The sequence below is a fragment of the Litoreibacter roseus genome, assembly GCF_009811795.1.
Classification (GTDB): domain Bacteria; phylum Pseudomonadota; class Alphaproteobacteria; order Rhodobacterales; family Rhodobacteraceae; genus Litoreibacter; species Litoreibacter roseus.
In genome coordinates this window covers 631753-655278 of sequence record NZ_BLJE01000001.1, presented here as the reverse complement: position 1 = coordinate 655278, position 23526 = coordinate 631753, and the positions used below count along the sequence as shown (strand labels likewise).

Here is a 23526-nt window from a genome sequence, read left to right as displayed (position 1 = left end):
GACGCTATGATCCCCACGAGCCAACCACCACGCCCGTCAAGCGCACCAGAGAAAGCGGCGCCGGTCGGCGCAATCGACAGTCACATCCATATCCTTGCCGGACCGGAAGAGGCGGCGTTGTCACACACACGCGGGGAAAATCCTGCCGAGGGGCTCGACATGGACGGGTTTATTGCCCGGTACCGCCAGCAGATGGACAGTCTGCGGATCGCACGCGCGGTCATCGTCCACTCCATCCTTTACGGCGCCGACAACAGTGTCACGCTTGAAGCTATCCGCAGGCTGGGATCGAACGCTGCGCGCGGGGTGGGATTGGTCAAGGACGGTGCAGCAGAAACGGAACTCGACGCGCTTGCCGAAGCTCACATCAAGGCCATTCGCCTGAACTTCGTGCACGGCGGCGTTCTCAGTTGGGACGGCGTTCAAGCGCTGGCCCCTGCCCTCGCCGATCGAAACATGCACATCCAGATGTTGCTGAATACCGACGAGCACATCGTAGATCTGGCTGACGACATTCGCGCCCTGCCGGTCCCACTGGTTATTGACCACATCGGCTGGCCCGATCTCGCCAAAGGTGCAGACGATCCCGGGTTCCAAACCCTCTGCACATTGATGGCAGAAGGACATGTCTACGTGAAGCTGTCGGGGCTCTACCGCCTCGCAAGCGCACCCTATGAGGCGACCGACGATTTCGTTGCCGCGCTGGTCCGCGCGAACCCGGAGCGCTGTCTCTGGGGCAGCGATTACCCCTACATCATGCTAAACGGGGCGAAGATGCCGGATGCTGCGGATTTGCTCAATGCATTACACCGGGTTGTGACTAATGCGGACATGCGCCGACGCATCATGGTTGAGACGCCTGAACAGCTATATGGATTTGATCCTGTGACGTGACGTACTGCTTGCGTCAACCGGTTAAGCTGACAGCATTGATTACTCCGGTTATCCATTTTCAGGAATTGAACGATGTCCGCTGTTATCGAGAATTTTGTTGAAACGCTGCACCCCAAGGCAAAAGGTCAGATCAAAGGCACCGCTAAGCTACAGATCGGCATTCATGGCACAATTATGCTGTCCGAGACAGGTGCATACGAAGGCGACGAGCTGGCGGATGTGACGCTGATGGCCAGCGAAGATACGTTTCGTGCCATCCTTGATGGATCTCAGAACCCGGTGATGGCGTTCATGTCCGGCAAACTAAAGGTTGATGGAAACACGACCCGCGCGCTGAAAGTCAGTTCTATCCTGACGGCTTAGGCTGACTTCAACTGTAAGTTTGGACGCGCATCAGTTTTCCACGCACGTGCTGCGTTGCCCAAGGCTTCGAAGAGCGGCTTCGAAACCGGATCGTCCGCCGCGCGATATTCTGGGTGCCATTGCACAGATAATGCGAAACCCGGCGCATCCTTGATGTAAATCGCTTCAGGTGTGCCGTCAGATGCAGTGCCATCGATTACCACCCGCGAACCTGCGGTTTTAATACCTTGGCCATGGAGCGTATTGGTCATCACTTCTTGCGCACCCATGAGCGCTGTGAACGGCCCGTCCGCACTAAACGTCACTGTATGACGAAGGGCAAATTTCTCTTCAAGCGTACCATCAGGCGGCATCCTGTGGTTCATGCGACCGGGCAGATCTCGGATCTCAGGATAAAGGCTGCCACCCATCGCGACGTTTACCTCCTGGAACCCACGGCAAACGCCCAAAATAGGCTGCCCCCGATCAACACACGCCCGGATCAACGGCAGCGCAACCCGGTCGCGTCCCCTGTCAAACGTGCCATGCGCTTCCGTCTCTTCTTCACCGTATTCCTCGGGGTGAACGTTGGGCCGTCCGCCTGTGAAGAGGAAGCCGTCACAGGTCGCCAGCAAATCGTTGATTTGCACAAGCGAAGGATCAGAGGGCACGATAAGCGGCGTACAGCAGGAAACCTCTGCCACAGCGGCGGAGTTCATCAGACCCGCAGCATGAGCCGGGTATTCATCGTTGATAAGATAGCTGTTTCCAATGATCCCGATAACGGGGCGCGCACTCATCCTTGGCCACTCCTGCATTCTATTTCGAATCGTTCTAAGGCGTTTTGCCAGCCCCGTCGATATGAGCCAGCGCACAAACACCCTGCAGAAACTATCGCATCAAAGAATGAAGAGTGTCTGATCGTGTCAAGTAATGCCGGTCAGATTGGCGGCCTCTATACCCGCGACGGCGGCAATCGCATCATTATCAGACGTATCGCCCGTTACACCGACAGCGCCGATCACTTCGCCGCGTTTGTCCTGCACAAGAACACCACCAGGCACGGGCACAACAGCACCGCCGAACAGCCCGTTCATCGCGGTCATGAAATAGTGCTGCTGTTCCGCGCGGGCCATCTGCGCCTCGCCCGCCATGCCCAGCATCACGGCCCCGTAGGCTTTGCCGCGCGCAATGTCAAAACGGCCCGGCGCCGCGCCGTCTTCTCGCTCGAAAGCGAGAACGTGCCCGCCCGCGTCGAGCACAACGACGGACAGCGGCTTCAGTTCCATCTCACGTCCTTTTGCCAATGCCTTGCGAATTATCGTACGTGCTTTGTTAAGTGATATGCTGGCCATGGCCTCACCCCTTCCTTTCCTTGATTTCCCAGTCGATCAGCTTGCCTTCAATTCAAGGCGCCGTTGATGCAACACGGGCTCGGTATAGCCTGACGGCTGCATGCGGCCTTTGAAGACCAAATCACAGGCGGCTTGAAAGGCGATGGTGTCAAAGCCGGGCGCCATCGGCGTGTAGGTCGGGTCACCTGCATTCTGGCGATCAACGACGGCAGCCATTTTCTGCATGGCGGCCATTACCTGTTCATCTGAGACGACCCCGTGATGCAACCAATTTGCCAAAGCTTGAGAACTGATCCGGCACGTCGCACGATCCTCCATCAAGCCCACGTCATTGATGTCAGGCACCTTTGAACACCCGACACCGGCGTCGACCCATCTGACCACGTAGCCGAGAATACCTTGCGCGTTGTTCTCGATCTCAGTCGCGATCTCCTCATCCGACCAGTTTTGCCCCTTGGACACCGGTATGGTCAGCAGATCTTCAAGCGTGCCGCGGGCGCCGCCAGCTTTGATCTCATCCTGCCGCGCGAAAACATCGACTTTATGATAATGCGTCGCGTGAAGTGTCGCGGCGGTGGGCGACGGCACCCAAGCGCAATTGGCCCCTGCCATGGGGTGGCCGATCTTTGCCTCCAGCATCTCAGCCATTCGGTCTGGCATCGCCCACATCCCCTTGCCGATCTGTGCCTTGCCCTGAAGGCCACAAGCCAAGCCGATATCAACGTTCCGGTCCTCATAAGACAAGATCCAAGGCGTTGATTTCATGTCGCCTTTCTTCAGGAACGGCCCCGCCTCCATGGATGTGTGGATTTCATCACCGGTGCGATCAAGGAAACCAGTGTTGATGAAGGCAACCCGGTGTTTGGCCGCGCGGATACATTCCTTGAGATTGACCGAGGTGCGCCGTTCCTCGTCCATGATCCCGATTTTCACCGTATAGTGCGGCAATCCGAGTGCGTTCTCGACAGCCGTAAATATATCATTTGTGAAGGCCACTTCTTCGGGTCCGTGCATCTTGGGCTTCACCACATACACCGATCCCTCGACTGAGTTTCCGCCGTCGCGCTTCAGGTCATGAATCGCGATGAGCGTGGTGAACATGGCATCCATCAGACCTTCGCCGACTTCGTTCCCCTCGGTGTCCAGAATGGCGGGGTTCGTCATCAGGTGGCCCACATTGCGGATCAACATCAATGCGCGCCCTTTAAGGGCCATCTCGCTGCCATCTGGCGCGGTCGCGACGATGTCCTCATTCAGCTTGCGGGTAAGTGTCTGCCCACCCTTTTCAAGCGTCTCAGACAGATCACCTTTCATCAGGCCGAGCCAGTTCGAGTAGGCCAGCGTTTTGTCTTCACCGTCCACTGCTGCGACGGAGTCCTCGCAGTCCATTATAGTCGAAATCGCAGATTCAAGCCGGACATCCGCAACCCCAGCCGCATCGGTCGCCCCGATCTGATTGTCGCGATCAATCTCAATAATGATATGGAGGTGGTTGTTCTGCAGAACCACAGCCGTCGGAGCTTCCGCCCCCCCCTGATATCCAACGAAGGCAGAGGGATTGGCCAGTTGCATTCCGGTAAACGCTTCTGGCGCATCGCCGTTTGGCGACCGATCCGCATCCTGAGTTGTCTGTCCTGCGCGGAAGTCTTCGCTCAGAAGCATGATGGCTTCGAGCTTGCCATCGACCACACGGTAGCCTTGCGCATCCGCATGACTGCCCGAGACCAACGGAACGGCACCGTCCAGAAATTCTTTCGCCCACGCGACGACCCGCTGCCCCCGCTGTGGATCATAGCCCGGCCCCTCTGGCAGATCGCCCATGGCATCCGTTCCGTAGAGCGCATCGTAAAGACTGCCCCAGCGGGCGTTCGCAGCGTTCAAAGCATACCGCGCATTCATAATCGGCACGACAAGCTGAGCGCCGGGAATATTCGCAATCTCAGGATCTACGTTCTGTGTCTCGATCTGAAACTCAGTGCCCTCTGGAACGAGATAACCGATATCCTCAATGAAGGCTCGGTAGGCTTCCGGGTCATGGTCCTGGCCTCGTCGCTCAATATGCCATGCGTCAATCTTGGCTTGGAGATCTTCCCTGACCTGTAAAAGATCTCGGTTGCGCGGCCCCATCTCGGCAACAAGATCGGCAAAACTGCGCCAAAGATGGTCGGCGAGAATACCCGTTCCCGGCAAAGCGGATTTTTCAATGAACTCTGCTAGTCCCTTATCGACCTGCAAGCCAGATTTCTCAACGCGATCGGTCAAAAGCACATCCTCCTCGGCTACTTCCCAGTGCAGAACACTGGTGTTCTGTAGCGTTTGTTATCAGAAAGTTTCCGATAGGCAACAAGGATTGGTAAAAGAATATTACCGCTCTTTCGGCTGTGCTTCTGTTTGTTTTGGGGAATTTCGGCAGCGTTGGGAGCAATATTTTACATGCTCCCAATCATCTTTCCATTTCTTACGCCATGCGAATGGTAATCCGCAATACGCACAGACTTTCTGAGGCAGATCAGATTTTTTTCGCATCCGCCCCATCGAGACCGGTCAGTTTATTCGCTTTCGACGGCTGCGCCCGTCCGGCCGTCAATCTGAGCATCCGTGCCACCGGGCTCGAGCCCGTTGAAGAATGTCCACACCAGAAGTGCCAAGAGCAAAATTCCAGCGAAGGTCAAGATTATCGCCATACCACCCAACGGTCCGCGATGGCGGCTCTTTTGTGTTTCAAGGTTGGTATCGGGTGCAGACATGTTCTATCTCCAATCATCTGGCGTGATGCTGCACACATTGCGCAGCGTTTCCTATGCCCATAACGTTTGGCAGCGCCACGAAGTTCCAACCCAAATGCGAAGGTCCAAGCCATGAAAGACGCAAGCCCCAAGGCAATCTACCTCAGCGACTACACGGTCCCCGCATTTCTGGTGGATGAGGTGCACCTGACGTTCCGGCTGCACCCAACCCAAACGCGAGTGAACAGCCGGATAAAGTTCCGGCCCAACCCGGATGCCAAGGACAAGACGTTTTACCTTCATGGCGAAGCACTCAAGCTCATATCAGCCAAGATTGATGGGACGGCAATTTCGCCTCACATCACGGATCTGGGTCTGACCGCCCAAGTGCCCGACGCGCCGTTCTTTTGGGAGGCCGAAGTCGAGATCAGCCCATCTACCAACACAGCGCTGGAGGGCTTGTACATGTCGAAGGGGATGTACTGCACCCAGTGCGAGGCAGAGGGATTTCGCAAGATAACTTACTACCCGGATCGGCCCGATGTCATGGCGGTCTTCACGGTGCAGATCGAGGGCGACGAACCGGTCAAATTGTCAAACGGCAACCCGATTTCGGATGAGAATGGGATAGCGAAATGGCACGATCCGTGGCCAAAGCCTGCGTATCTCTTTGCACTCGTCGCCGGTGATCTAATCGCCCATGCCGATACGTTCAAAACGAAATCAGGGCGCGATGTTGATCTGAATATTTGGGTCCGAAAGGACGACATCGGCAAATGTGCCTTCGGAATGGAAGCTCTGAAGCGCTCCATGACATGGGACGAGGAGGTGTACGGGCGCGAGTACGATCTTGACCTGTTCAATATTGTGGCCGTCGACGACTTCAACATGGGGGCGATGGAAAACAAGGGCCTCAACATTTTCAATTCCTCCGCGGTGTTGGCAAGTCCTGAAACCTCGACCGACGGAAATTTCGAACGCATAGAGGCGATCATCGCACATGAATACTTCCACAATTGGACAGGCAACCGCATCACATGCCGCGACTGGTTCCAGTTGTGCCTGAAGGAAGGCCTGACCGTCTTCCGCGACCAGCAATTCACCGGGGATATGCGGGGACATGCGGTCAAGCGGATCAGCGATGTTCTGACCCTGCGGGCGCGTCAATTCCGTGAAGACAACGGCCCCCTAGCCCACCCCGTAAGACCTGAAAGCTTCGTAGAGATCAATAATTTCTACACCGCGACCGTCTATGAAAAAGGCGCAGAGATCATCGCAATGCTGAAGACGTTGATCGGAGATGAAGCCTATTACAAAGGGTGCGATCTCTACTTCACGCGCCACGACGGACAGGCCTGCACCATCGAGGATTGGCTCAAATGTTTCGAGGACACGACCGGCCGCGACCTGACTCAGTTCAAACGGTGGTATGAACAGGCCGGCACGCCTCGCCTTCGGGTCGATGAAGAGTATGCAGACGGCAGCTACACCCTCACATTTTCCCAATCCACGCCGCCAACCCCCGGCCAAGATCAGAAGGACCCGAAGGTCATTCCGATCGCTGTCGGGCTCTTGGATGCGGACGGGCGCGAGGTTCAGGAAACATCCGTGCTTGAGATGACGGAGGCGCAGCAGAGTTTTACGTTCGAGGGGCTGAATGGAACGCCCATTCCTTCGATTTTGCGCGGTTTTTCGGCACCCGTCATTCTTGAGCGTGACCAGACAAATGCCGAGCGTGCGTTTCTGTTGGCCCATGACACGGATCCGTTCGTGAAATGGGATGCCGGTCGCGCCTTGGGCAAAGACGTGATGGTCCGCATGGTGGTCGACGACACGCCACCTGACACCGCCTATCTAGAGGCGCTTTTGTCCGTGGCCCGCGACGACACACTCGACCCCGCATTCCGCGCATTGGCCCTTTCGCTGCCCAGCCAGGACGACATTGCGCAGACCCTGTTTGATGGCGGGCAGACCCCTGACCCGACCGCAATCTTTCACGCCGCTGATACACTGGCGCAAACCGTCGCGCAGCATTTGCAGGATATCCTGCCGCGGCTTTATGCGGAAATGGCGGTGGAGGGGCCGTATTCCCCTGACGCGGAAGCCGCAGGCAAGCGCGCCCTGCAAGGCCGGGCGCTCGCCTATCTCAACCGCATGGACGGCGGTACGCAGGCAAAGCAGCAATACGCGCAAGCGGACAACATGACCCAGCAGATGGGTGCGCTGGCCGCGCTGTTGTGGATCGAAAAGGGGGATACGCAAAACGCCGCCTTCTATGATCAGTGGAAGCAGGACCGACTGGTGATCGATAAATGGTTCGCGATGCAGGTGTCCTTCGCCAAGCTTGATCAAGCGGCGCCGAAAGCGGCTGAAATGACCGCTCACCCCGACTTCGACATGACCAATCCGAACCGCTTTCGGTCTGTGTTTGGGGCACTCGCAGGAAACACGGCCGGGTTTCACGACCCATCGGGGGCGGGTTATGATCTGATGGCAGATTGGCTCATCAAGCTGGATGAGAAGAACCCACAGACCGCCGCGCGCATGTCGACCGTGTTCGAAACATGGAAACGTTATGATGCGGACCGTCAGGATTTGATGCGTGCGGCCCTGCAAAGGATCAGAAGCGCCGACGGCCTCAGCCGCGATGTGACGGAGATGGTCACCCGAATATTGTCCGCATGATGCCGTAATCTATTCACCTTTTGGTAATATCTTCCCCGCAGAAAAGGGGTCGCTATGCCTATTATTCTCGCGGTTATTGGGGCCATTGGTGCCGTTATCTACTGGAGCATGCGCGCCAGGCATGCCGCTGATGCCGGGCGCGAGCTATTGGACGTCGCACAGGATGTCAAAGCCGCTGCGCGCCGGTTCGGGTTCAAGCGGAACACTGCACGCCACCCGGTCGAGGACATTGAAGACCCCAATATCGCCATCGCGGGCATTGCGGTGTCTTTTCTTGAGTTGGACGACTACCCCGCACAGGAGCAGCGCCACGCGATGCTGCGGGCACTGCAGAACGAATTGCGGATCAACTTGACTGCCGCGGAAGAACTGACCGTGCTTGGGCGCTGGATGATGACTGAATGCAACGGTCCGGATGCAGCCATTCCTCGGCTGTCGCGCAAGTTGCACAAGATCGGCGGTCCAGGCGAGATCACACCGCTGATGGAAATACTCAAAAGCATTCTCGCCGCGTCCGATGGCGACCTGAACAAAAAGCAGCGAGATGCCTTGGATGACGTGAAGCGCGCCTTTAAATTGTAGGCAATAAAAGACCTGTTCGCGACGCCCTCCGGGCGCTTCATTCTTCGTTAACGTAATGGGGTCCTGATGGCAGCAGGTCGAGCCAGCCGCAAAACAGTCCGTTTCTCACCATGCCCTTTCACATTAACCAATCTTCTCGTACACTTGAGCCGCCAGCAGGCGACTTGGGGAAGGCGCTTGGCTGGCACTTAGAAGGTGCAAGGTATGACCCGTAAAACAGTGCTGATCACCGGTGCCAGCTCGGGCATTGGGGCGGCCACAGCGTTGCTGGCTGCGAAATCAAACTACGACGTCGGAATCCACTACAATTCTGATGAAAGGGGCGCGACTCTGGTCTCGCAGCTCTGTCAGGAAGTCGGCGCAACGACCCGGGTTTTTCAGGCAAATGTGGGCGACAGTGATGACATCACGCGGCTTTTCAACGAGTTCGATCTCGCATTTCCCAAGATGGATGCGCTGGTGAACAACGCAGGGATTGTCGATGTGCCCGCTCGCGTGGATGAAATGACGCCCATGCGCCTGCATCGCATGGTCAGCGTGAATCTGGTCGGCGCCATTCTGGTCGCGAAAGAAGCGGTTCTCAGAATGTCGACGCAATATGGGGGCGATGGTGGCGTGATCGTGAACCTGTCATCCGCTGCGGCACGACTTGGGTCTGCGAACCAATACGTGGACTATGCGGCCACCAAGGCGGGCATCGACATATTCACGAAGGGTTTGAGCGACGAAGTTGCCAACGAGGGGATTCGAGTGGCCGCCATTCGCCCCGGTATCATCGAAACGGCAATCCACGCCAAAGGCGGACTGCCCGACCGCGCGGACGACATGGCGCCATCTGTCCCTATGCAGCGGGCCGGAACGGCTGAGGAATGCGCCGCGGCGATCCTGTTCTTGATGTCTGAAGATGCCAGCTACATCACCGGCACATCTCTGGATGTCACAGGCGGGCGCTAACCTGCCTCCTCCGGGCGGATTGCTGGCACCACGCTGCGGATATCCTCGCAATAGGGCTGAGATTTCACAGCGGCAATCATCTGCGCCCTTTTGCGTGGCTGCACCAAAGGGCCCCAGTCGGCACCAACACCCGCCCGCGCACCGGCACGCCTGGCAATGGCCTGATCGCGCTGAACCGTCTTCGCCATGATGCGGATGGCACAGCTGAGGTTGGCCGTCCCGTCCTTCAGTGCTGATCCCGTTCGCGCTGCGCACCCATAGGCCCGGGCCGTTGAAGGCTGAATTTGCACAAGCCCGAACCACCTGCCCCCGCCGCCAACCGCCGCAGGCCGCCACGTACTTTCGTGCTTGGCCAAGGCGGACAGGAACCCCGTCCAAAAGGCCGCCCGTTCCGCTTTATCGTTGCGCGGATACGCCGGGCACCATGTCCGAATATCCTGCGGCACGGTCTCCAAAAGCCCCTTACCGTGACTGCTCAGAGCATCACGGGTCGCCTTGCTCCAAACAGAAGCCTCCGGGCGGCCGCCCCACAAGGGACTTTCCGTCTCGGCCGACGCCATTGAGATTGTTACAAGCAACGCGAGAAGGGTCAGGAATTGTCTTACCATAACGGCACTCTGCCGCAGTGGGCCACTGGCGCAAGTTCGGATTGCACTCTCATCTGCCAAAGGCTAATTCCTGCGCAACCCAAACCAAAGGCCCTGCCCCATGCTTGACCTCACCTATGACGCTCCGAAACCGAAGATCATCGCTGGCGCAAAGCAGGATTGGGAACTGGTCATAGGCCTTGAGGTTCACGCACAAGTAGCCACCAACGCAAAACTTTTCTCAGGCGCCTCCACGCTTTTTGGGGCCGAGCCAAACTCGAACGTCGCTTTCGTCGATGCCGGAATGCCGGGGATGTTGCCCGTTATAAATGAGGAATGCGTGGCGCAAGCCGTCCGCACAGGTCTTGGCCTGAAAGCTGACATCAACCTCTATTCCGCTTTCGACAGAAAGAACTATTTTTATCCCGATCTGCCGCCAGGCTACCAGATCAGTCAGCTGTACCACCCCATCGTCGGTGAGGGTGAGGTACTGGTTGATATGGCTCCGGGCATCGCGCGCGTGGTGCGGATCGAGCGGATCCATCTTGAGCAGGACGCTGGCAAATCCATCCATGACATGGACCCAACAATGTCTTTCGTCGATCTCAACCGAACCGGCGTCGCCCTGATGGAGATTGTGTCCCGGCCGGACATCCGCGGCCCGGAAGAAGCCGCGGCCTATGTGTCGAAGCTGCGTCAGATCATGCGCTACCTCGGGACTTGCGATGGCAACATGCAAAATGGAAACCTGCGTGCCGACGTGAATGTCTCGATTTGCCAGCCCGGTGCCTATGAACGATATCAGGAGACACAGGATTTCTCACATTTGGGCACCCGGTGCGAGATCAAAAACATGAACTCTCTGCGGTTCATCCAGCAGGCCATTGATGTTGAAGCCAAGCGTCAGATCGCGATCGTTGAAGGCGGCGGCGAGGTTGTGCAGGAAACCCGCCTCTACGATCCGGACAAAGGCGAAACGCGGTCCATGCGCTCAAAGGAAGAGGCCCATGACTACCGTTATTTTCCGGATCCCGATCTTCTGCCACTGGAAATTGAACAATCCTGGGTCGATGACATCGCCTCCGGTCTACCTGAACTGCCAGACGAAAAGCGCCTACGGTTCATGGAGGAGTTCGGGCTGTCGGAATACGACGCCTCCGTCCTGACTGCGGATGTCGCAAATGCAGCCTATTTCGAAGAGGTCGCGCAGGCGGGCGACGGAAAACTCGCTGCGAACTGGGTAATCAACGAGCTTTTCGGACGTCTTAAAAAGGACGATGACAAGGACATTACCGACAGCCCGGTTTCCCCCGGCCAGTTGCGGGATATTATCGCGCTGATCACAAAAGGGGATATTTCGGGTAAGATCGCTAAAGATTTGTTCGAGATCGTCTACACGGAAGGCGGTAATCCGGCAGAGATCGTGGACGCGCGCGGTATGCGTCAGGTGACCGATACCGGCGCGATCGAAGCAGCGGTGGATGAGATCATCGCAGCCAATCCCGCTCAGGTCGAGAAAGCGAAAGCGAATCCGAAACTTGCGGGTTGGTTTGTTGGACAGGTCATGAAAGCCACGGGCGGCAAGGCCAATCCGAAAGCCGTAAACGAGATTGTCGCAAAGAAGCTGGGATCCTGATCGCGGCGACGATCTGGTTAAGATCAAGGCGTTAATCGTTAACAGGTTTGGCGATAATAAGGCGAAATACCTGCTATCGTTGTGGAACTGCACCACCTCTCAGTCGTTATGGGACATATCAGTTGGGATCGATAGACAGGTTTTTAAGCCATCTACTATATCAAGCCCACGTCTGAGGGGTCTAGATATGTCTGAATTCGAGTATCGCGTTATTCCAGCGCCACGGCAAAGCAAAGCGGTCAAAGGTATTCGCGGCGTGCCGGAACGCTTTGCGCATACAGTCGGAGGCGTCATGAACGAATTGGGCGCGGACGGATGGGAATATGTCCGAGCTGACACGCTGCCATGCGAAGAACGTCAGGGGCTCACAGGCAAAACCGTAAATTATCATTCTATGCTCGTGTTCCGCAGGCCAGTTGGCAGCAAAGTTAGAGAAGCCGAACCGGCTACCCCGAAGCTGGCCTTGCCAAGCCCGACCATCGCAAAAGAACCCCAATCCATAGATGAGTGGGAAGACCGCGTTCTTGCCGAGGCAGAGGCCATGGCAGAGGCCGAGGTATCAGAAAAACGCGCCGAACCGAAATTGCGTCGTGTTCAGAAGAATATTCCGAAATCCGACAGCGCCGGGCTTGCCGCAGAGTAGGCGTCACTCAGCCGAGATATCCATCGCCAACGCGTGAATCCGCCCAATGATTTCAGAACCTAAGGCATTGTGGACCGCCCTGTGGCGCGCAAGTCGCGTCTGCCCTTGAAAAGCGCCAGAGACGATTTTCACCGTAAAATGGCTTTCACCACCCTCCTGATAGCCCGCATGACCCCGATGGGCCTCGCTATCATCCACGACTGCTAAGACCGAAGGCGCGAACGCCTCGCGCAGTCGTGTCTCAATCCGCTCAACCATTGGCATACCTGTCGGCATTTTTGTGCGATGCCCCCTTCAACTCGGCTCAGATAACCCTAAACTCTTGGCTCCGAGTCGGAAAGGTGTAGCCATGGCAGGACGTCCCCCCTTTGATCCTTTCGAGTTCGACATTTCGGTGTCGACTGACAAGAAGCGCCGCGCGCGCGGCCGTCGCGGCATGTCCGGCGCCGTGGAAACATCGCAAAAACAATGCGAAGCGCCCGGCTGCGAGGAAGCGGGAAAGTACCGCGCGCCGAAGTCCCCTGACGTGCTGGATGACTACTACTGGTTCTGCAAAGATCACGCCCGCGAATATAACCTGAAGTGGAACTTCTTCGAAACGCACACGCAGGAAGAGATGGAACGGCAGATGTCATCCGACCGTGTGTGGGAGCGTGAAACCAAGCCCATGAAAAAAGGCGAAGAGCAGCGTGCATGGTCTCGGCTTGGTGTGGACGATCCTATGTCGGTGCTGGGCGCGAACGCGACCCGCAACCCCGGTCGGGGATCTGGCGGAATGGGGCGGAAATTGCCGCCGACCGAACGTCAGGCGCTGGAAATTCTGGACGGCAACGCCGCGATGACGAAGGCCGATCTGCGAAAACAGTATAAGAGCCTCGTCAAAGACCTTCATCCGGACATGAACGGCGGCAACCGTGCGGACGAAGACCAGCTGCAGAAGGTTGTCTGGGCTTGGGATCAGATTAAGGAAAGCCGCAACTTCGCGGACTAGGTTGTCTGATTGGGCGTGTAAGCATTGGTCACAAAATTTTGGCGGTCATGTAAGCTGAAATTGGCCACCAGTACAGCACTCGGCGTCGGATCGAGCTTCTGCAAGTAACCAGGGCAAAGAGGCGCGGCATTCGCGCCCGGGCACGGCCAGTTCCTCTTGCCCCTCGCCCGAAAATATAGCATCCCCACGTGGATCACCTGAAGGATACGACGCATGGCAGACGGCAGCATGGATTTGGGCGCAAAACCGACGGAAGAAATCTCGGTCAGCGAGGTCTTCGGGATTGAAAGCGAGATGAAGGTGAAAGCCTTTGCCGAGCGCTCGGATCGCGTGCCAGAGATTGACAGCACCTACAAGTTTGACCGCGATACCACCCTCGCGATCCTTGCAGGCTTCACGCATAATCGCCGCGTCATGATCCAGGGCTATCACGGAACCGGTAAGTCTACTCACATTGAACAAGTGGCCGCGCGCCTGAACTGGCCCTGTGTTCGGGTCAATCTCGACAGCCACATCAGTCGGATTGATCTGATCGGGAAAGATGCCATCAAACTGAAAGACGGTGTGCAGGTGACCGAATTTCAGGAAGGCATTCTGCCATGGGCGCTGCGGAATCCGACCGCGATTGTGTTTGACGAATATGATGCGGGCCGTGCCGACGTGATGTTCGTGATCCAGCGTGTGCTGGAAGTGGACGGCAAGCTGACGCTTCTCGACCAGAACAAAGTCATCGAACCCCATCCGTTTTTCCGGATTTTCGCAACGGCGAACACCGTGGGTCTGGGCGACACGACGGGTCTTTACCACGGCACACAGCAGATCAACCAAGGTCAGATGGATCGGTGGAGCCTTGTGACGACGCTCAATTATCTCAGCCATGATGCGGAGGCCGCCATCGTTTTGGCGAAGAACCCGATCTACAACACGGCCGATGGTCGCAAGATGGTCAGCCAAATGGTCACCGTCGCCGACCTGACACGGACGGCCTTCATGAACGGAGATCTGTCAACGCTCATGTCCCCTCGGACCGTCATTGCATGGGCGCAGAACACGCAGATTTTCAAAGACGTAGGCTACGCGTTTCGCACAAGCTTCTTGAACAAGTGTGACGAGCTTGAGCGCGAAACAGTGGCGGAGTTCTATCAGCGCTGCTTCGACGAGGAATTGCCGGAAAGCGCCGCGAGCGTAAGCCTCGGATGAAACAGCTTTTGGCCATAGGTCTTGTCTTTGTCGCTGTTTCCGCGCACCCAGCGGGTGCCGAAGGATGGCGTCTGATCCCGATGGCTGAAGCACCGACAGGCGCGCTGCAGGGCCCCGATTACGCTATAAGATGTGCCGCGCTGGCAGCTTATGATGCAAAGAACGGTGAGGCTGAGCGGATCGACGATGTGGCGCAGTTCAAGAAGCGGGCAATTGCGCTTGTGAACGGGATCGGCGACACGTTGACAGGGGCAGCCCTTGAGGACGCAGCTGACTCGGAAATCGCGCGCTTGGCGCAGGCCTATGAAGACACGGTAGCTGACCCCGAGTTCGACAACGGCGTTGTTTCGAAGGATCGCGAGTTATGCGACCTTTTCGGAAATTCGGAGTGACACCGCCACGAATGGACGAAGCATGAACAAGAACGACAACCCCGCTGATCCATTCAAGAAGGCCTTGGCCGAGGCTACCAAGACGCTTGCCAATGATCCCGATCTTGGCGTTGCATTCTCAGTCGATCCCCCAGGTATGACTAATGATCAGGTGCGGCTGCCCCAGGTGACGCGTCGCATGACGCGGGATGAGGTTTTGTTGGCGCGTGGGACAGCTGACGCCTATGCACTGCGCCGCAGGTTCCACAACGAAAACACAAGCAATCGCTACGAGCCGCAGGGCAACATGGCGCGAGATCTCTATGAGGCGATGGAAACCGCGCGGTGCGAGGCGATGGGCGCGCGATCCATGCCCGGGACCGCCGGTAATATCGACGCCAAGATCGGCTCCGAAGCCGAGAGGAAAGGTTACGGCCAGATCACCGATGCAGGGCAAGCGCCTCTGTCGACGGCCGCGGGATATCTGATCCGCCATCTGGCCACCGGCCGCGATCTGCCCGATGCCGCGCAAAACGTGATGAACCTTTGGAAGGACTTTATTGAGGGTGCTGCGGGCGGCACGTTGGAAAACCTGCAGGATGTGCTTGATGATCAGTCGAAGTTCGCCAAGTTCGCGCGCCAGATCATTGAGGATCTGGGCTATGGTGATCAATTGGGCGACGATCCAGACGACGTAAATGATGACCAAGAGGACGAAGCGCAGGCGGACGAAGAAGAGCAGGACGCCGACGACAACGCAAACCCGGACAAAGAGGACAACTCAGAAGATGCGGACGCCGCACCGGAGCAAAGCCAAGAGCAGGAACAGGATGCTTCGCAAGCCACTGTTCAGCTTGATGACATGGCCGACGCAGAAATGGGTGACGAGGCTGAGATGCCAGAAGGCGAAGCGCCGATGGACCCGCCCCCGCCGCCGCCTCATTCCGATGCGGACCCCAACTACGTTGTTTACGCGACTGAGTATGACGAAGAAATTCGGGCAGAAGATCTCGCGGAGCCGCAAGAACTTGAACGGTTGCGCGCTTATCTGGATCAACAACTTGATCCGCTCAAAGGGGCGGTCTCTCGGCTCGCAAATAAGCTTCAGCGCAGGCTTCAGGCCCAACAGAACCGGTCCTGGGAGTTTGATCTGGAAGAAGGGATCCTCGACGCCGGCCGTCTTGCCCGTGTCGTAGCGAACCCCACGACACCGCTCAGCTTCAAGGTCGAGAAAGACACCGAATTTCGGGACACATGCGTTACGTTGCTATTGGACAACTCGGGCTCCATGCGAGGTCGCCCAATCTCAATCGCTGCGATCTGCGCGGATGTGTTGGCCCGCACTCTGGAAAGGTGTCAGGTCAAGACCGAGATTTTGGGGTTCACCACGCGGGCATGGAAAGGCGGCCAGTCCCGCGAGACATGGTTGAAAGAAGGTCGCCCGCAGCAACCCGGTCGCCTAAACGACCTGCGTCATATCATCTACAAATCCGCTGATGCGCCATGGCGGCGGACCCGGCCCAATCTGGGGCTCATGATGAAAGAGGGGCTGTTGAAAGAAAACATCGACGGCGAAGCGCTGGAATGGGCGCATCGCCGCATGATGGCACGCCCCGAAAGCCGCAAAGTGCTTATGGTGATATCAGATGGCGCGCCAGTGGACGACTCGACCTTGTCGGTGAACCCGGCGAACTATCTGGAAAAACACCTGCGCGACGTCATTGCGATGGTCGAAAAACGCAAGGCCGTTGAACTGATCGCCATTGGGATTGGACACGATGTGACGCGCTACTATGACAGGGCGGTCACCATTACGGATGTCGAGCAATTGGCGGGGGCAATGACGGAACAGCTGGCCGCGCTATTCGACAGTGATCCAAGGGCGCGCGCGCGGGTCATGGGAATGAAACGGGCCAGTTGATGTTTCAAACCTTCACACCCACGACCACCCCAGAGCAGGGTCCCCCTCGCCTTGCGAAATTGCGGGATCGGATGGAGAAGGACGGAATTGACGGGTTCATCGTGCCCCGTGCCGATGCGCATCAAGGCGAGTATGTTGCCCCCTGTGATGAAAGGCTTGCGTGGCTGACGGGATTCACGGGATCGGCAGGATTTTGCATCGCTCTGAAGGACAAGGCAGGCGTCTTCGTGGATGGCCGCTACCGGGTACAGGTAAAAGAGCAGGTCGATACCGATCATTTCACACCGGTCGCGTGGCCTGAAACGAAACCGCATGAATGGTTGAAGGACATGCTGAGCGAAGGCGTTATTGCCTTTGATCCCTGGCTCTTCACGAAAAGACAGATTGATGAAATCCGTGCCGGGCTTGACGGCAGCAGCATCAGTTTGAGGCCATCACCCAATTTAATCGATGCCATTTGGGACGACCGCCCGCCACGTCCGTCGGGCAAAGTGGAAGCTTATCCACTGGAGCTGTCAGGAAAGCCATCGTCTGAGAAGAGAGCAGAGACAGCTGCACTCTTGAAGGATGCCGGGCACCGGGCCGCTGTGCTGACGCTGCCCGACAGCATCGCGTGGCTTCTGAATATCCGCGGCTCCGATATCGCCCGGATCCCTATCGTCCAGTGTTTTGCGATTGTCTACGACACTGCGAAAGTCGACCTATTTATCGATGCGACCAAGCTGTCAGAGATAGAAACAGACCCGGACATCACCATCTTGCCCAACGACGGATTTGAGGCCGCGCTGACCCATCTATCTGGTCCAGTGCGGGTCGATGCGGCTACAGCGCCCCTCAAGGTCTCTGATATTCTGACCGAAGGCGGGGTGGAGATCGCCTATGCGGACGACCCATGCATCCTCCCAAAAGCACGCAAAAACCCGGTGGAGATAGACGGTACGCGGTCCGCGCATCTTCGCGATGCCAAAGCGATGATCGATTTTCTGGCGTGGCTGGATCGGCAACCTGCCGGAGGGTTTACAGAAATCGATGCCGCATCCGCGCTGGAAGGTTTCCGCACTGCGTCCAACACCCTGCGCGATATCAGCTTCGAGACGATTTCCGGCTCCGGACCAAATGGGGCAATTGTCCATTACCGGGTCACCGAGGACAGCAATCGGACCGTGATCGACGGCGATCTGCTGTTGGTCGACAGTGGCGGGCAATATGTCGATGGCACCACTGACATCACCCGGACAATCGCCATCGGATCGCCAACCGATGAACAGAAGGCCTGCTTCACCCGCGTGCTGCAGGGGATGATCGCGATTTCACGGGCGCGCTTCCCTGTAGGTCTGTCTGGCCGGGATCTTGACGCTTTGGCCCGCGCCCCCCTTTGGATGGCTGGGCTTGATTACGACCACGGCACGGGCCACGGAGTTGGTGTTTATCTGTCGGTCCACGAAGGGCCGCAACGTCTGAGCCGTCAAAGTGAGACCAAACTTCAACCGGGCATGATCCTGTCCAACGAGCCCGGCTACTATCGGGAGGGTGCGTTCGGTATTCGGATCGAGAACCTCATCGTAGTCGAACCCGCGCCTGATCTTCCCGGTGGCGATCATCGCGACATGCTGTCTTTTGAAACGTTGACCTATGTGCCAATTGACCGTCGGTTGATTGCGACGGACCTGTTGTCCCCCGGTGAGCGGTCGTGGATTGACGACTATCACGCGGACATCTTGAAGCGAGTTACTCCCTCGCCCGAGGCCGAAGACTGGCTAAAAAAAGCGACCGCACCGCTGTAAATGTGCCCTTGCGAAATGACACATACCTGTCATGCTCAACCTTCATTTTCCGACAACGTTCATTTCGAGGAGGGAAGGCCATGGCCGATCACATCAAATTGCGCAAAGCGTCTGGCAGATACTCGATCCGAGCCGCCGGAGCGGTGTTGGGTGAAAGCAATGCAGTGATTGAACTGAGCGAAGGCAGCGCTGCGCCCGTCCTCTATATTCCGCGCGGGGACCTTGCGATGGCGTTTTTCGACCAGACCGACAAAACAAGCCATTGTCCGCATAAAGGCGACGCGGTCTATTTCACAATACAAGCCAAGAGCGGCCCGATCGAAAACGCGGCGTGGTCCTACGAAACCCCGAAAGAGGGTCTGGAGGATATCGCCGGACATTTGGCTTTCTACACCGACCGCGTCACGGTAGAAGAAATCTAAAGCCTAGGAATGCTCTTCGGCGGCCGTTGCGGCCAATGCGCGATTGTATTGGAGCAGTGCATCCACCTGAAAAAGCGCGCCGAGTATTTCGGGCGGCTGACCCTCCGCCCCTAGTCGAACAACGGGGATAAATGCCCGGTTTGTCTTTTCGAAGACCGGCATAGCATCCTCCAGCGTAGCATCGGGCGCAATAAAGACATTGTCTTCGATAGCTTCCCAAATCTGCGCCTGATCAGCCGCATTCGCATGGTCCGGCATCCGCATGACATTCGCAACCCTGAACATTGACAGCAAGTAAGCCTGAGGCCCCGCGGCCAGATGCACGTCGCGACGTTCAAGCTGGGTCAGGAAGAACGAACGGTCCACAAGCCGACTGGCCAGCGCCGTCGAGAGAGACACCGCCACCATCACGGCGAGCCCTGTTTGCCAGTCGCCTGTCAATTCGAACACGATCAACGTGGTCGAGATTGGTGCGCCGAGAACGGCAGCCGCGACCGCGCCCATGCCTGCCAGCGCATACAAGGTTTCCGATCCCGAGACGTCCGGGAAAATACCTGTAGCGATCCAGCCGAATGCCAGCCCGGTCAACGCGCCCAGCATGAGTGACGGAGAAAACACGCCCCCGCCCATGCGCCCGGCCATGGTGATCGCGACAGCGACAACTTTAATAATGGCAAACACGACCGCTTCACGAAACAGCAATTCGCCAGTCAGCGCGGCAGAGGTCGTCTCGTATCCCACCCCAATGATATGCGGATAGACAAGTGCGATCAGCCCCAGAAACAAACCGGCGACGGCTGGACGTAACCATCGCGGCAGGCCTGTGCGAGACTGAATATCGGTGGCGAAATCATCCGCCCAGAAAATCGTACGCATCAACACAACGGCGACCAATCCACACAGAAGGCCCAGCATAAGAAATGCCGGAAGCTCGACGTAGAAACTGAGGATGTTGTCGGTTGGCAGTGTGAATTCCGTAACGTCACCGAACTCAAGCCGATTGATCACCGTACCCGCCGCGCTGGCGATGACAATCGGGGCAAAGGCGTGCACCGCGAAATGGCGCAGCACAACCTCCAGCGCGAAGAGCGCGCCGGCGATTGGTGCGTTGAAACTGGCCGACACGGCCGCCGCCACCGCACAGCCCAACAGATCACGGCCCGTTATGCCGTCCGCCTTGATCAGGCCGCAAACCCAGCTTGAGATCACCGCAGCCAGATGCACGACAGGGCCTTCCCGACCGGTTGAGCCCCCCGATGACAACGTAATCAACGATGCCGCTGCAGAGGCAAGACCCGCACGCTTTTCCACGCGACCATTGTGCAGCGCGGACCCTTCGATCACGTCGGCCACAGACCGCACCCTTCCATCCCGCGTGAAACGATGAAGGATGATGCCGGTCACAAGGCCACCGCAAATCGGGATAAGAACAATCCAGTACCACGCCAAATCCGCTACAACCGTGGATAGCGTGCGCACGTCCTCGGTGCCATAAAGCAGCGCCTGCAGCGCCTCGATCCCCTTGCGAAATAGAAGTGCTGCAAACCCCGCAGCGATACCGATGGCAAGCGCGATGAACCAGAACTGAAGCTGGGATGGGCCCTTGTGAAGCAGAATGTGCCAGCCATCTTTACAGGCCTGAACCACTTTATTCAGACTGGCGCCTTTGGGCGATGTTTGGGGCTCGGCCATTTCTGCCCTGGCTCTTTCGGTTGAGACCCCCGCACAAGACACAAGGATCCGGTCACTCAGTAAATACGCGCTGCGTCTGCAGCACCGTGGTTTTGCTCTTTCTTAGGCCAAAGGCGGAGGGGGTCCAAGCCCTCGCCTCAGGCCGCAGACCCTTCAAGCAGCGCCTGTGCCGCAGCACGCGCGGCCTCCGTAATTTTGTCGCCGGACACCATACGAGCGATCTCATCGACACGTGCTGTCTCATCCAGAGGCACAACGGTGGAAAATGTCTGATCGCCCCGCACCTGTTTCTCAACGCGCCAGTGGTGGTCACCAAGCGCTGCAACCTGAGGCGAGTGCGTAACAACGAGGACCTGAGACCCGTCAGCAAGCGCCGCCAATCTCCGGCCCACAGCATCTGCTGTCGCGCCGCCAACACCCCGATCAATTTCGTCGAAGATCATCGTGATGCCTTTCGCCCCGCCCGTCAGACAGACTTTGAGCGCCAACAGAAACCGGGACAGTTCGCCCCCTGACGCGATCTTGTTCAACGGGCCGGACGGCGCGCCGGGGTTGGTGGCCACGGTAAAGGCAACGCTGTCGATGCCATCCGGTCCCGCCGCATCCTCGGCCAGTTCGGTCGCGAAAACCGCGCGTTCCATCTTCAAGGGCGCCAATTCCTTCGCCATTGCCTTGTCGAGACGTGCCGCTGCCGTACTACGTATTTTTCGAAGTTTCTGCGCTTGCGCTTGATACTCGGTAGCGGCCGCATCTGCTTCTGCCCGCAATCCGGATATCTCAGCCGCGCCGCCATCAATAGCAGCCAGTCGGGCGCGCAAATCTTCTGCAAATGCCGCCAAGTCATCCGCCAGCACGTTATGCTTTCGTGCGAGCCCGCGAAGGGCAAAAAGATGCTCCTCCACCGCCTCAAGTTCTCGGGGGTCAAAAGACAAGGCGCTCAAACAAGTTTCGACACTTTGCGTGGCTTCCCCCAGTTCGGTCAACGTACGCTCCAAAGCGCTGAGGCCCTCGTCCAACTGTCCCTCGGCCTTGTCTGCAATTCCGTCCAACCAGCGGGTTGCGTCACCCAACTGACCTTCCGCCCCATTCGGCCCCATGGCCTGCAGTGCTTTGCTGATATCTTCACGAATACGCTCCCCCGCTTGCATCAGCCGACGCTGGGCATCCAACTCCGCCTCCTGGCCCGGTTTTGGATCAAGGGCGTCTAGCTCTTCGACGGCGTGACGAAGAAAATCCTCTTCCGCCTTCGCGGCGGCAAGTCGGTCTTCTGCCGCGCTTAAAGCCTTGCGCGTGTCTGACAGATAGCGCCAGGCGGTCCGGATGGCCGATAAATCCACCTGCGCGAACACATCCAAAAGGGCACGGTGGCCGCGTGCGTTGAGCAATCCACGGTCGTCATGTTGGCCGTGAAGTTCCACCAGCGTATCCGACAAGGCCCTTAAAACTTCGCCACTGGCCCGCCTGTCGTTGACATAGGCCTGTTTGCGCCCGTCGGGATAATTCACTCGTCGCAGAATCAGCTCACCATCGGCCTCGAACCCGGCCTCTTCAAGGACTGCAAACGCCCCGTGGTCTGCGGGCAGATCAAACGCTGCAACCACCTCGCCCCGTTCCGCACCAGCACGCACCAGCTCCGCCCGGCCGCGCCAGCCTAGAACAAAACCCAAAGCGTCCAAGAGAATAGACTTGCCGGCCCCCGTCTCGCCCGTCAGCACGTTGAGGCCCGGCTCGAATTCCAGCGAGAGCCTGTCAATGATCAGCATATCGCGGATGTCGAGACTAAGAAGCATAGGCCATCCTGGTGTTGACTGGTGTCAGAGCCAGTCACCCCGAACAACCTGACGGTAGATATCGCGCAGCCAGCCCGTTCCGCGCGCTTCTGGCTCGAGATCGCGACCCTTCAGCAGGTTGAAGCTGTCCTGATAAAACGGCGAAGACTGGTAGTTGAACCCGAGGATTGCACCGGCGGTTTGTGCCTCGTCTGTCAAACCAAGCGATAAGTAGGCCTCGACCAGTCTGTGGAGTGCTTCGGGTGTATGTGTGGTCGTCTGAAACTCTTCCACTACAACACGGAACCGGTTGATGGCGGCGGTGTAGTGCCCGCGTTTTAGATAGTAACGCCCGATCTCCATCTCTTTCCCAGCGAGATGATCAAAGGCAAGATCAAACTTCAGAATCGAGGATTTGGCGTATTCGCTGTCAGGATACCGCTCGATCACCGTACGCAAGGACTGAAGTGCCTGGAACGTCAGACCTTGGTCCCGCCCGACCTGATCGATCTGATCATAAAAGCTGATGGCGAGAAGGTATTGCGCATAGGCCGCGTCTTCATCAGCTGGGTAGAAATCCAAAAACCGTTGGGCCGATGCACGGGAATTTTCGTAGTCCCTGTCCGCATGGTAGGCAAAAGCTGACATGATCAAAGCGCGCTTGGCAAATTCTGAGTAGGGATAGAGCCGCTCTACCTCGCCGAAAAGGCGCACCGCCTCATCTATATCCCCTGTTTCAAGTTCCGCTTCCGCGCGACGATAGATCTGTTCCGGGGTGAGTGTCTCAAGCGACGCTTCCTGATTGCTACTAAAAAAGCCGCCGAACAGTTCGCGCCGCTCGCCGTCCTGTCCCCCGGCACATGCGGTAAGGCTGATACCCAAAAGGCCGACGGCGATCAGCTTCATCGCAGATTTAGTTGAACTCATTCCCAGAAAACCCCGAAGCGACACGGCGCACCCTTAGCCTGCGCC

At 57.5% G+C, this 23526-nt stretch carries 23 protein-coding genes; 13 read left to right on the top strand and 10 right to left on the bottom strand.

The features are described from left to right. Window positions 1-6: 6 nt before the first annotated feature. Both KIN_RS03255 and KIN_RS03250 read left to right on the top strand, forming a co-directional pair. Window positions 7-894, top strand: a complete 888-nt coding sequence (locus KIN_RS03255; RefSeq protein ID WP_159804512.1) for an amidohydrolase family protein — start codon at window positions 7-9, stop codon at window positions 892-894. Between the two features lie 72 nt (window positions 895-966). Beyond that, window positions 967-1257, top strand: a complete 291-nt coding sequence (locus KIN_RS03250) for an SCP2 sterol-binding domain-containing protein (RefSeq protein WP_159804511.1) — start codon at window positions 967-969, stop codon at window positions 1255-1257. On the opposite strand, the gene KIN_RS03245 is transcribed toward KIN_RS03250, so the two are convergent. From KIN_RS03245 to KIN_RS03225, 5 genes are all read right to left on the bottom strand, one after another. After that, a complete protein-coding gene (locus KIN_RS03245; RefSeq protein WP_159804510.1) occupies window positions 1254-2036 on the bottom strand; it encodes a gamma-glutamyl-gamma-aminobutyrate hydrolase family protein in 783 nt (260 codons plus the stop codon). The genes KIN_RS03250 and KIN_RS03245 overlap by 4 nt on opposite strands. A gap of 126 nt (window positions 2037-2162) precedes the next feature. Next, the gene (locus KIN_RS03240) at window positions 2163-2591 is read right to left on the bottom strand and encodes a GlcG/HbpS family heme-binding protein (RefSeq protein WP_159804509.1); all 429 of its coding nucleotides are present in this window, start codon (window positions 2589-2591) and stop codon (window positions 2163-2165) included. Between the two features lie 36 nt (window positions 2592-2627). Then, entirely contained in the window at window positions 2628-4853 is a 2226-nt protein-coding gene (locus tag KIN_RS03235) for a malate synthase G (protein ID WP_159804508.1), read from the bottom strand. A gap of 102 nt (window positions 4854-4955) precedes the next feature. Then, entirely contained in the window at window positions 4956-5117 is a 162-nt protein-coding gene (locus KIN_RS03230) for a DUF2256 domain-containing protein (RefSeq protein WP_306438993.1), read from the bottom strand. A gap of 23 nt (window positions 5118-5140) precedes the next feature. After that, on the bottom strand, window positions 5141-5338 hold the full coding sequence (locus tag KIN_RS03225; protein WP_159804506.1) for a hypothetical protein: 198 nt from the start codon (window positions 5336-5338) through the stop codon (window positions 5141-5143). A gap of 111 nt (window positions 5339-5449) precedes the next feature. Between KIN_RS03225 and pepN the strand changes: the two genes are divergently transcribed. The 3 genes from pepN (at window position 5450) to KIN_RS03210 (ending at window position 9538) form a co-directional block, all read left to right on the top strand. Next, window positions 5450-8002, top strand: coding sequence for an aminopeptidase N (gene pepN, locus KIN_RS03220; RefSeq protein WP_159804505.1), 2553 nt, complete (start codon window positions 5450-5452; stop codon window positions 8000-8002). A gap of 54 nt (window positions 8003-8056) precedes the next feature. Further along, window positions 8057-8584 (top strand): hypothetical protein, encoded by a 528-nt coding sequence (locus KIN_RS03215; protein ID WP_159804504.1) that lies wholly within the window; start codon window positions 8057-8059, stop codon window positions 8582-8584. A 204-nt stretch (window positions 8585-8788) separates the two neighbouring features. Further along, the gene (locus KIN_RS03210) at window positions 8789-9538 is read left to right on the top strand and encodes an SDR family oxidoreductase (RefSeq protein WP_159804503.1); all 750 of its coding nucleotides are present in this window, start codon (window positions 8789-8791) and stop codon (window positions 9536-9538) included. Here the strand turns inward: KIN_RS03210 and KIN_RS03205 are convergent. Then, entirely contained in the window at window positions 9535-10146 is a 612-nt protein-coding gene (locus KIN_RS03205; RefSeq protein WP_159804502.1) for a transglycosylase SLT domain-containing protein, read from the bottom strand. The genes KIN_RS03210 and KIN_RS03205 overlap by 4 nt on opposite strands. Before the next feature lie 100 nt (window positions 10147-10246). On the opposite strand from KIN_RS03205, the gene gatB reads away from it, so the two are divergent. Next, complete coding sequence (gene gatB / locus KIN_RS03200) at window positions 10247-11761, top strand: Asp-tRNA(Asn)/Glu-tRNA(Gln) amidotransferase subunit GatB (protein ID WP_159804501.1); 1515 nt, start codon at window positions 10247-10249, stop codon at window positions 11759-11761. Between the two features lie 187 nt (window positions 11762-11948). Next, the gene (locus tag KIN_RS03195) at window positions 11949-12404 is read left to right on the top strand and encodes a DUF4177 domain-containing protein (protein WP_159804500.1); all 456 of its coding nucleotides are present in this window, start codon (window positions 11949-11951) and stop codon (window positions 12402-12404) included. A gap of 3 nt (window positions 12405-12407) precedes the next feature. Here KIN_RS03195 and KIN_RS03190 read toward each other — a convergent pair whose 3' ends face one another. After that, entirely contained in the window at window positions 12408-12668 is a 261-nt protein-coding gene (locus KIN_RS03190) for a BolA family protein (RefSeq protein ID WP_159805324.1), read from the bottom strand. Window positions 12669-12753: 85 nt separating this feature from the next. Here KIN_RS03190 and KIN_RS03185 point away from each other — a divergent pair, with 85 nt between their 5' ends. The 6 genes from KIN_RS03185 to KIN_RS03160 all read left to right on the top strand — a co-directional run bounded on the left by KIN_RS03185 (window position 12754) and on the right by KIN_RS03160 (window position 19093). Beyond that, window positions 12754-13395 carry a J domain-containing protein gene (locus KIN_RS03185; RefSeq protein WP_159804499.1) on the top strand — a complete coding sequence of 214 codons (642 nt, stop codon included), beginning with the start codon at window positions 12754-12756 and terminating at the stop codon, window positions 13393-13395. A gap of 213 nt (window positions 13396-13608) precedes the next feature. Then, window positions 13609-14595, top strand: coding sequence for a cobaltochelatase subunit CobS (gene cobS, locus KIN_RS03180; RefSeq protein WP_159804498.1), 987 nt, complete (start codon window positions 13609-13611; stop codon window positions 14593-14595). Further along, entirely contained in the window at window positions 14592-14987 is a 396-nt protein-coding gene (locus tag KIN_RS03175; protein ID WP_159804497.1) for a hypothetical protein, read from the top strand. Before cobS ends, KIN_RS03175 begins: the two co-directional genes overlap by 4 nt. A 22-nt stretch (window positions 14988-15009) precedes the next feature. Next, a complete protein-coding gene (gene cobT / locus KIN_RS03170) occupies window positions 15010-16887 on the top strand; it encodes a cobaltochelatase subunit CobT (RefSeq protein ID WP_159804496.1) in 1878 nt (625 codons plus the stop codon). Next, on the top strand, window positions 16887-18671 hold the full coding sequence (locus tag KIN_RS03165) for an aminopeptidase P family protein (RefSeq protein WP_159804495.1): 1785 nt from the start codon (window positions 16887-16889) through the stop codon (window positions 18669-18671). The genes cobT and KIN_RS03165 overlap by 1 nt, the downstream gene beginning before the upstream one ends. A gap of 80 nt (window positions 18672-18751) precedes the next feature. Further along, window positions 18752-19093 carry a DUF427 domain-containing protein gene (locus tag KIN_RS03160; protein ID WP_159804494.1) on the top strand — a complete coding sequence of 114 codons (342 nt, stop codon included), beginning with the start codon at window positions 18752-18754 and terminating at the stop codon, window positions 19091-19093. Between the two features lie 3 nt (window positions 19094-19096). Here the strand turns inward: KIN_RS03160 and KIN_RS03155 are convergent, their stop codons facing one another. From KIN_RS03155 to KIN_RS03145, 3 genes are all read right to left on the bottom strand, one after another. Further along, a complete protein-coding gene (locus KIN_RS03155; protein ID WP_159804493.1) occupies window positions 19097-20785 on the bottom strand; it encodes a chloride channel protein in 1689 nt (562 codons plus the stop codon). Window positions 20786-20922: 137 nt separating this feature from the next. Next, entirely contained in the window at window positions 20923-22575 is a 1653-nt protein-coding gene (gene recN, locus KIN_RS03150; RefSeq protein WP_159804492.1) for a DNA repair protein RecN, read from the bottom strand. A gap of 24 nt (window positions 22576-22599) precedes the next feature. Then, window positions 22600-23481 carry an outer membrane protein assembly factor BamD gene (locus KIN_RS03145; RefSeq protein ID WP_159804491.1) on the bottom strand — a complete coding sequence of 294 codons (882 nt, stop codon included), beginning with the start codon at window positions 23479-23481 and terminating at the stop codon, window positions 22600-22602. Between the last annotated feature and the right edge of the window lie 45 nt (window positions 23482-23526).

What these genes read in the sequence shown, in the direction of transcription:
- KIN_RS03255 (WP_159804512.1), top strand. Translation starts at nt 7, where the DNA reads ATGATCCCCACGAGCCAACCACCACGCCCGTCAAGCGCACCAGAGAAA.
- KIN_RS03250 (WP_159804511.1), top strand. Translation starts at nt 967, where the DNA reads ATGTCCGCTGTTATCGAGAATTTTGTTGAAACGCTGCACCCCAAGGCA.
- KIN_RS03245 (WP_159804510.1), bottom strand. Translation starts at nt 2,036, where the DNA reads ATGAGTGCGCGCCCCGTTATCGGGATCATTGGAAACAGCTATCTTATC.
- KIN_RS03240 (WP_159804509.1), bottom strand. Translation starts at nt 2,591, where the DNA reads ATGGCCAGCATATCACTTAACAAAGCACGTACGATAATTCGCAAGGCA.
- KIN_RS03230 (WP_306438993.1), bottom strand. Translation starts at nt 5,117, where the DNA reads ATGCGAAAAAAATCTGATCTGCCTCAGAAAGTCTGTGCGTATTGCGGA.
- KIN_RS03225 (WP_159804506.1), bottom strand. Translation starts at nt 5,338, where the DNA reads ATGTCTGCACCCGATACCAACCTTGAAACACAAAAGAGCCGCCATCGC.
- pepN (WP_159804505.1), top strand. Translation starts at nt 5,450, where the DNA reads ATGAAAGACGCAAGCCCCAAGGCAATCTACCTCAGCGACTACACGGTC.
- KIN_RS03215 (WP_159804504.1), top strand. Translation starts at nt 8,057, where the DNA reads ATGCCTATTATTCTCGCGGTTATTGGGGCCATTGGTGCCGTTATCTAC.
- KIN_RS03210 (WP_159804503.1), top strand. Translation starts at nt 8,789, where the DNA reads ATGACCCGTAAAACAGTGCTGATCACCGGTGCCAGCTCGGGCATTGGG.
- KIN_RS03205 (WP_159804502.1), bottom strand. Translation starts at nt 10,146, where the DNA reads ATGGTAAGACAATTCCTGACCCTTCTCGCGTTGCTTGTAACAATCTCA.
- gatB (WP_159804501.1), top strand. Translation starts at nt 10,247, where the DNA reads ATGCTTGACCTCACCTATGACGCTCCGAAACCGAAGATCATCGCTGGC.
- KIN_RS03195 (WP_159804500.1), top strand. Translation starts at nt 11,949, where the DNA reads ATGTCTGAATTCGAGTATCGCGTTATTCCAGCGCCACGGCAAAGCAAA.
- KIN_RS03190 (WP_159805324.1), bottom strand. Translation starts at nt 12,668, where the DNA reads ATGCCAATGGTTGAGCGGATTGAGACACGACTGCGCGAGGCGTTCGCG.
- KIN_RS03185 (WP_159804499.1), top strand. Translation starts at nt 12,754, where the DNA reads ATGGCAGGACGTCCCCCCTTTGATCCTTTCGAGTTCGACATTTCGGTG.
- cobS (WP_159804498.1), top strand. Translation starts at nt 13,609, where the DNA reads ATGGCAGACGGCAGCATGGATTTGGGCGCAAAACCGACGGAAGAAATC.
- KIN_RS03175 (WP_159804497.1), top strand. Translation starts at nt 14,592, where the DNA reads ATGAAACAGCTTTTGGCCATAGGTCTTGTCTTTGTCGCTGTTTCCGCG.
- cobT (WP_159804496.1), top strand. Translation starts at nt 15,010, where the DNA reads ATGAACAAGAACGACAACCCCGCTGATCCATTCAAGAAGGCCTTGGCC.
- KIN_RS03165 (WP_159804495.1), top strand. Translation starts at nt 16,887, where the DNA reads ATGTTTCAAACCTTCACACCCACGACCACCCCAGAGCAGGGTCCCCCT.
- KIN_RS03160 (WP_159804494.1), top strand. Translation starts at nt 18,752, where the DNA reads ATGGCCGATCACATCAAATTGCGCAAAGCGTCTGGCAGATACTCGATC.
- KIN_RS03155 (WP_159804493.1), bottom strand. Translation starts at nt 20,785, where the DNA reads ATGGCCGAGCCCCAAACATCGCCCAAAGGCGCCAGTCTGAATAAAGTG.
- recN (WP_159804492.1), bottom strand. Translation starts at nt 22,575, where the DNA reads ATGCTTCTTAGTCTCGACATCCGCGATATGCTGATCATTGACAGGCTC.
- KIN_RS03145 (WP_159804491.1), bottom strand. Translation starts at nt 23,481, where the DNA reads ATGAGTTCAACTAAATCTGCGATGAAGCTGATCGCCGTCGGCCTTTTG.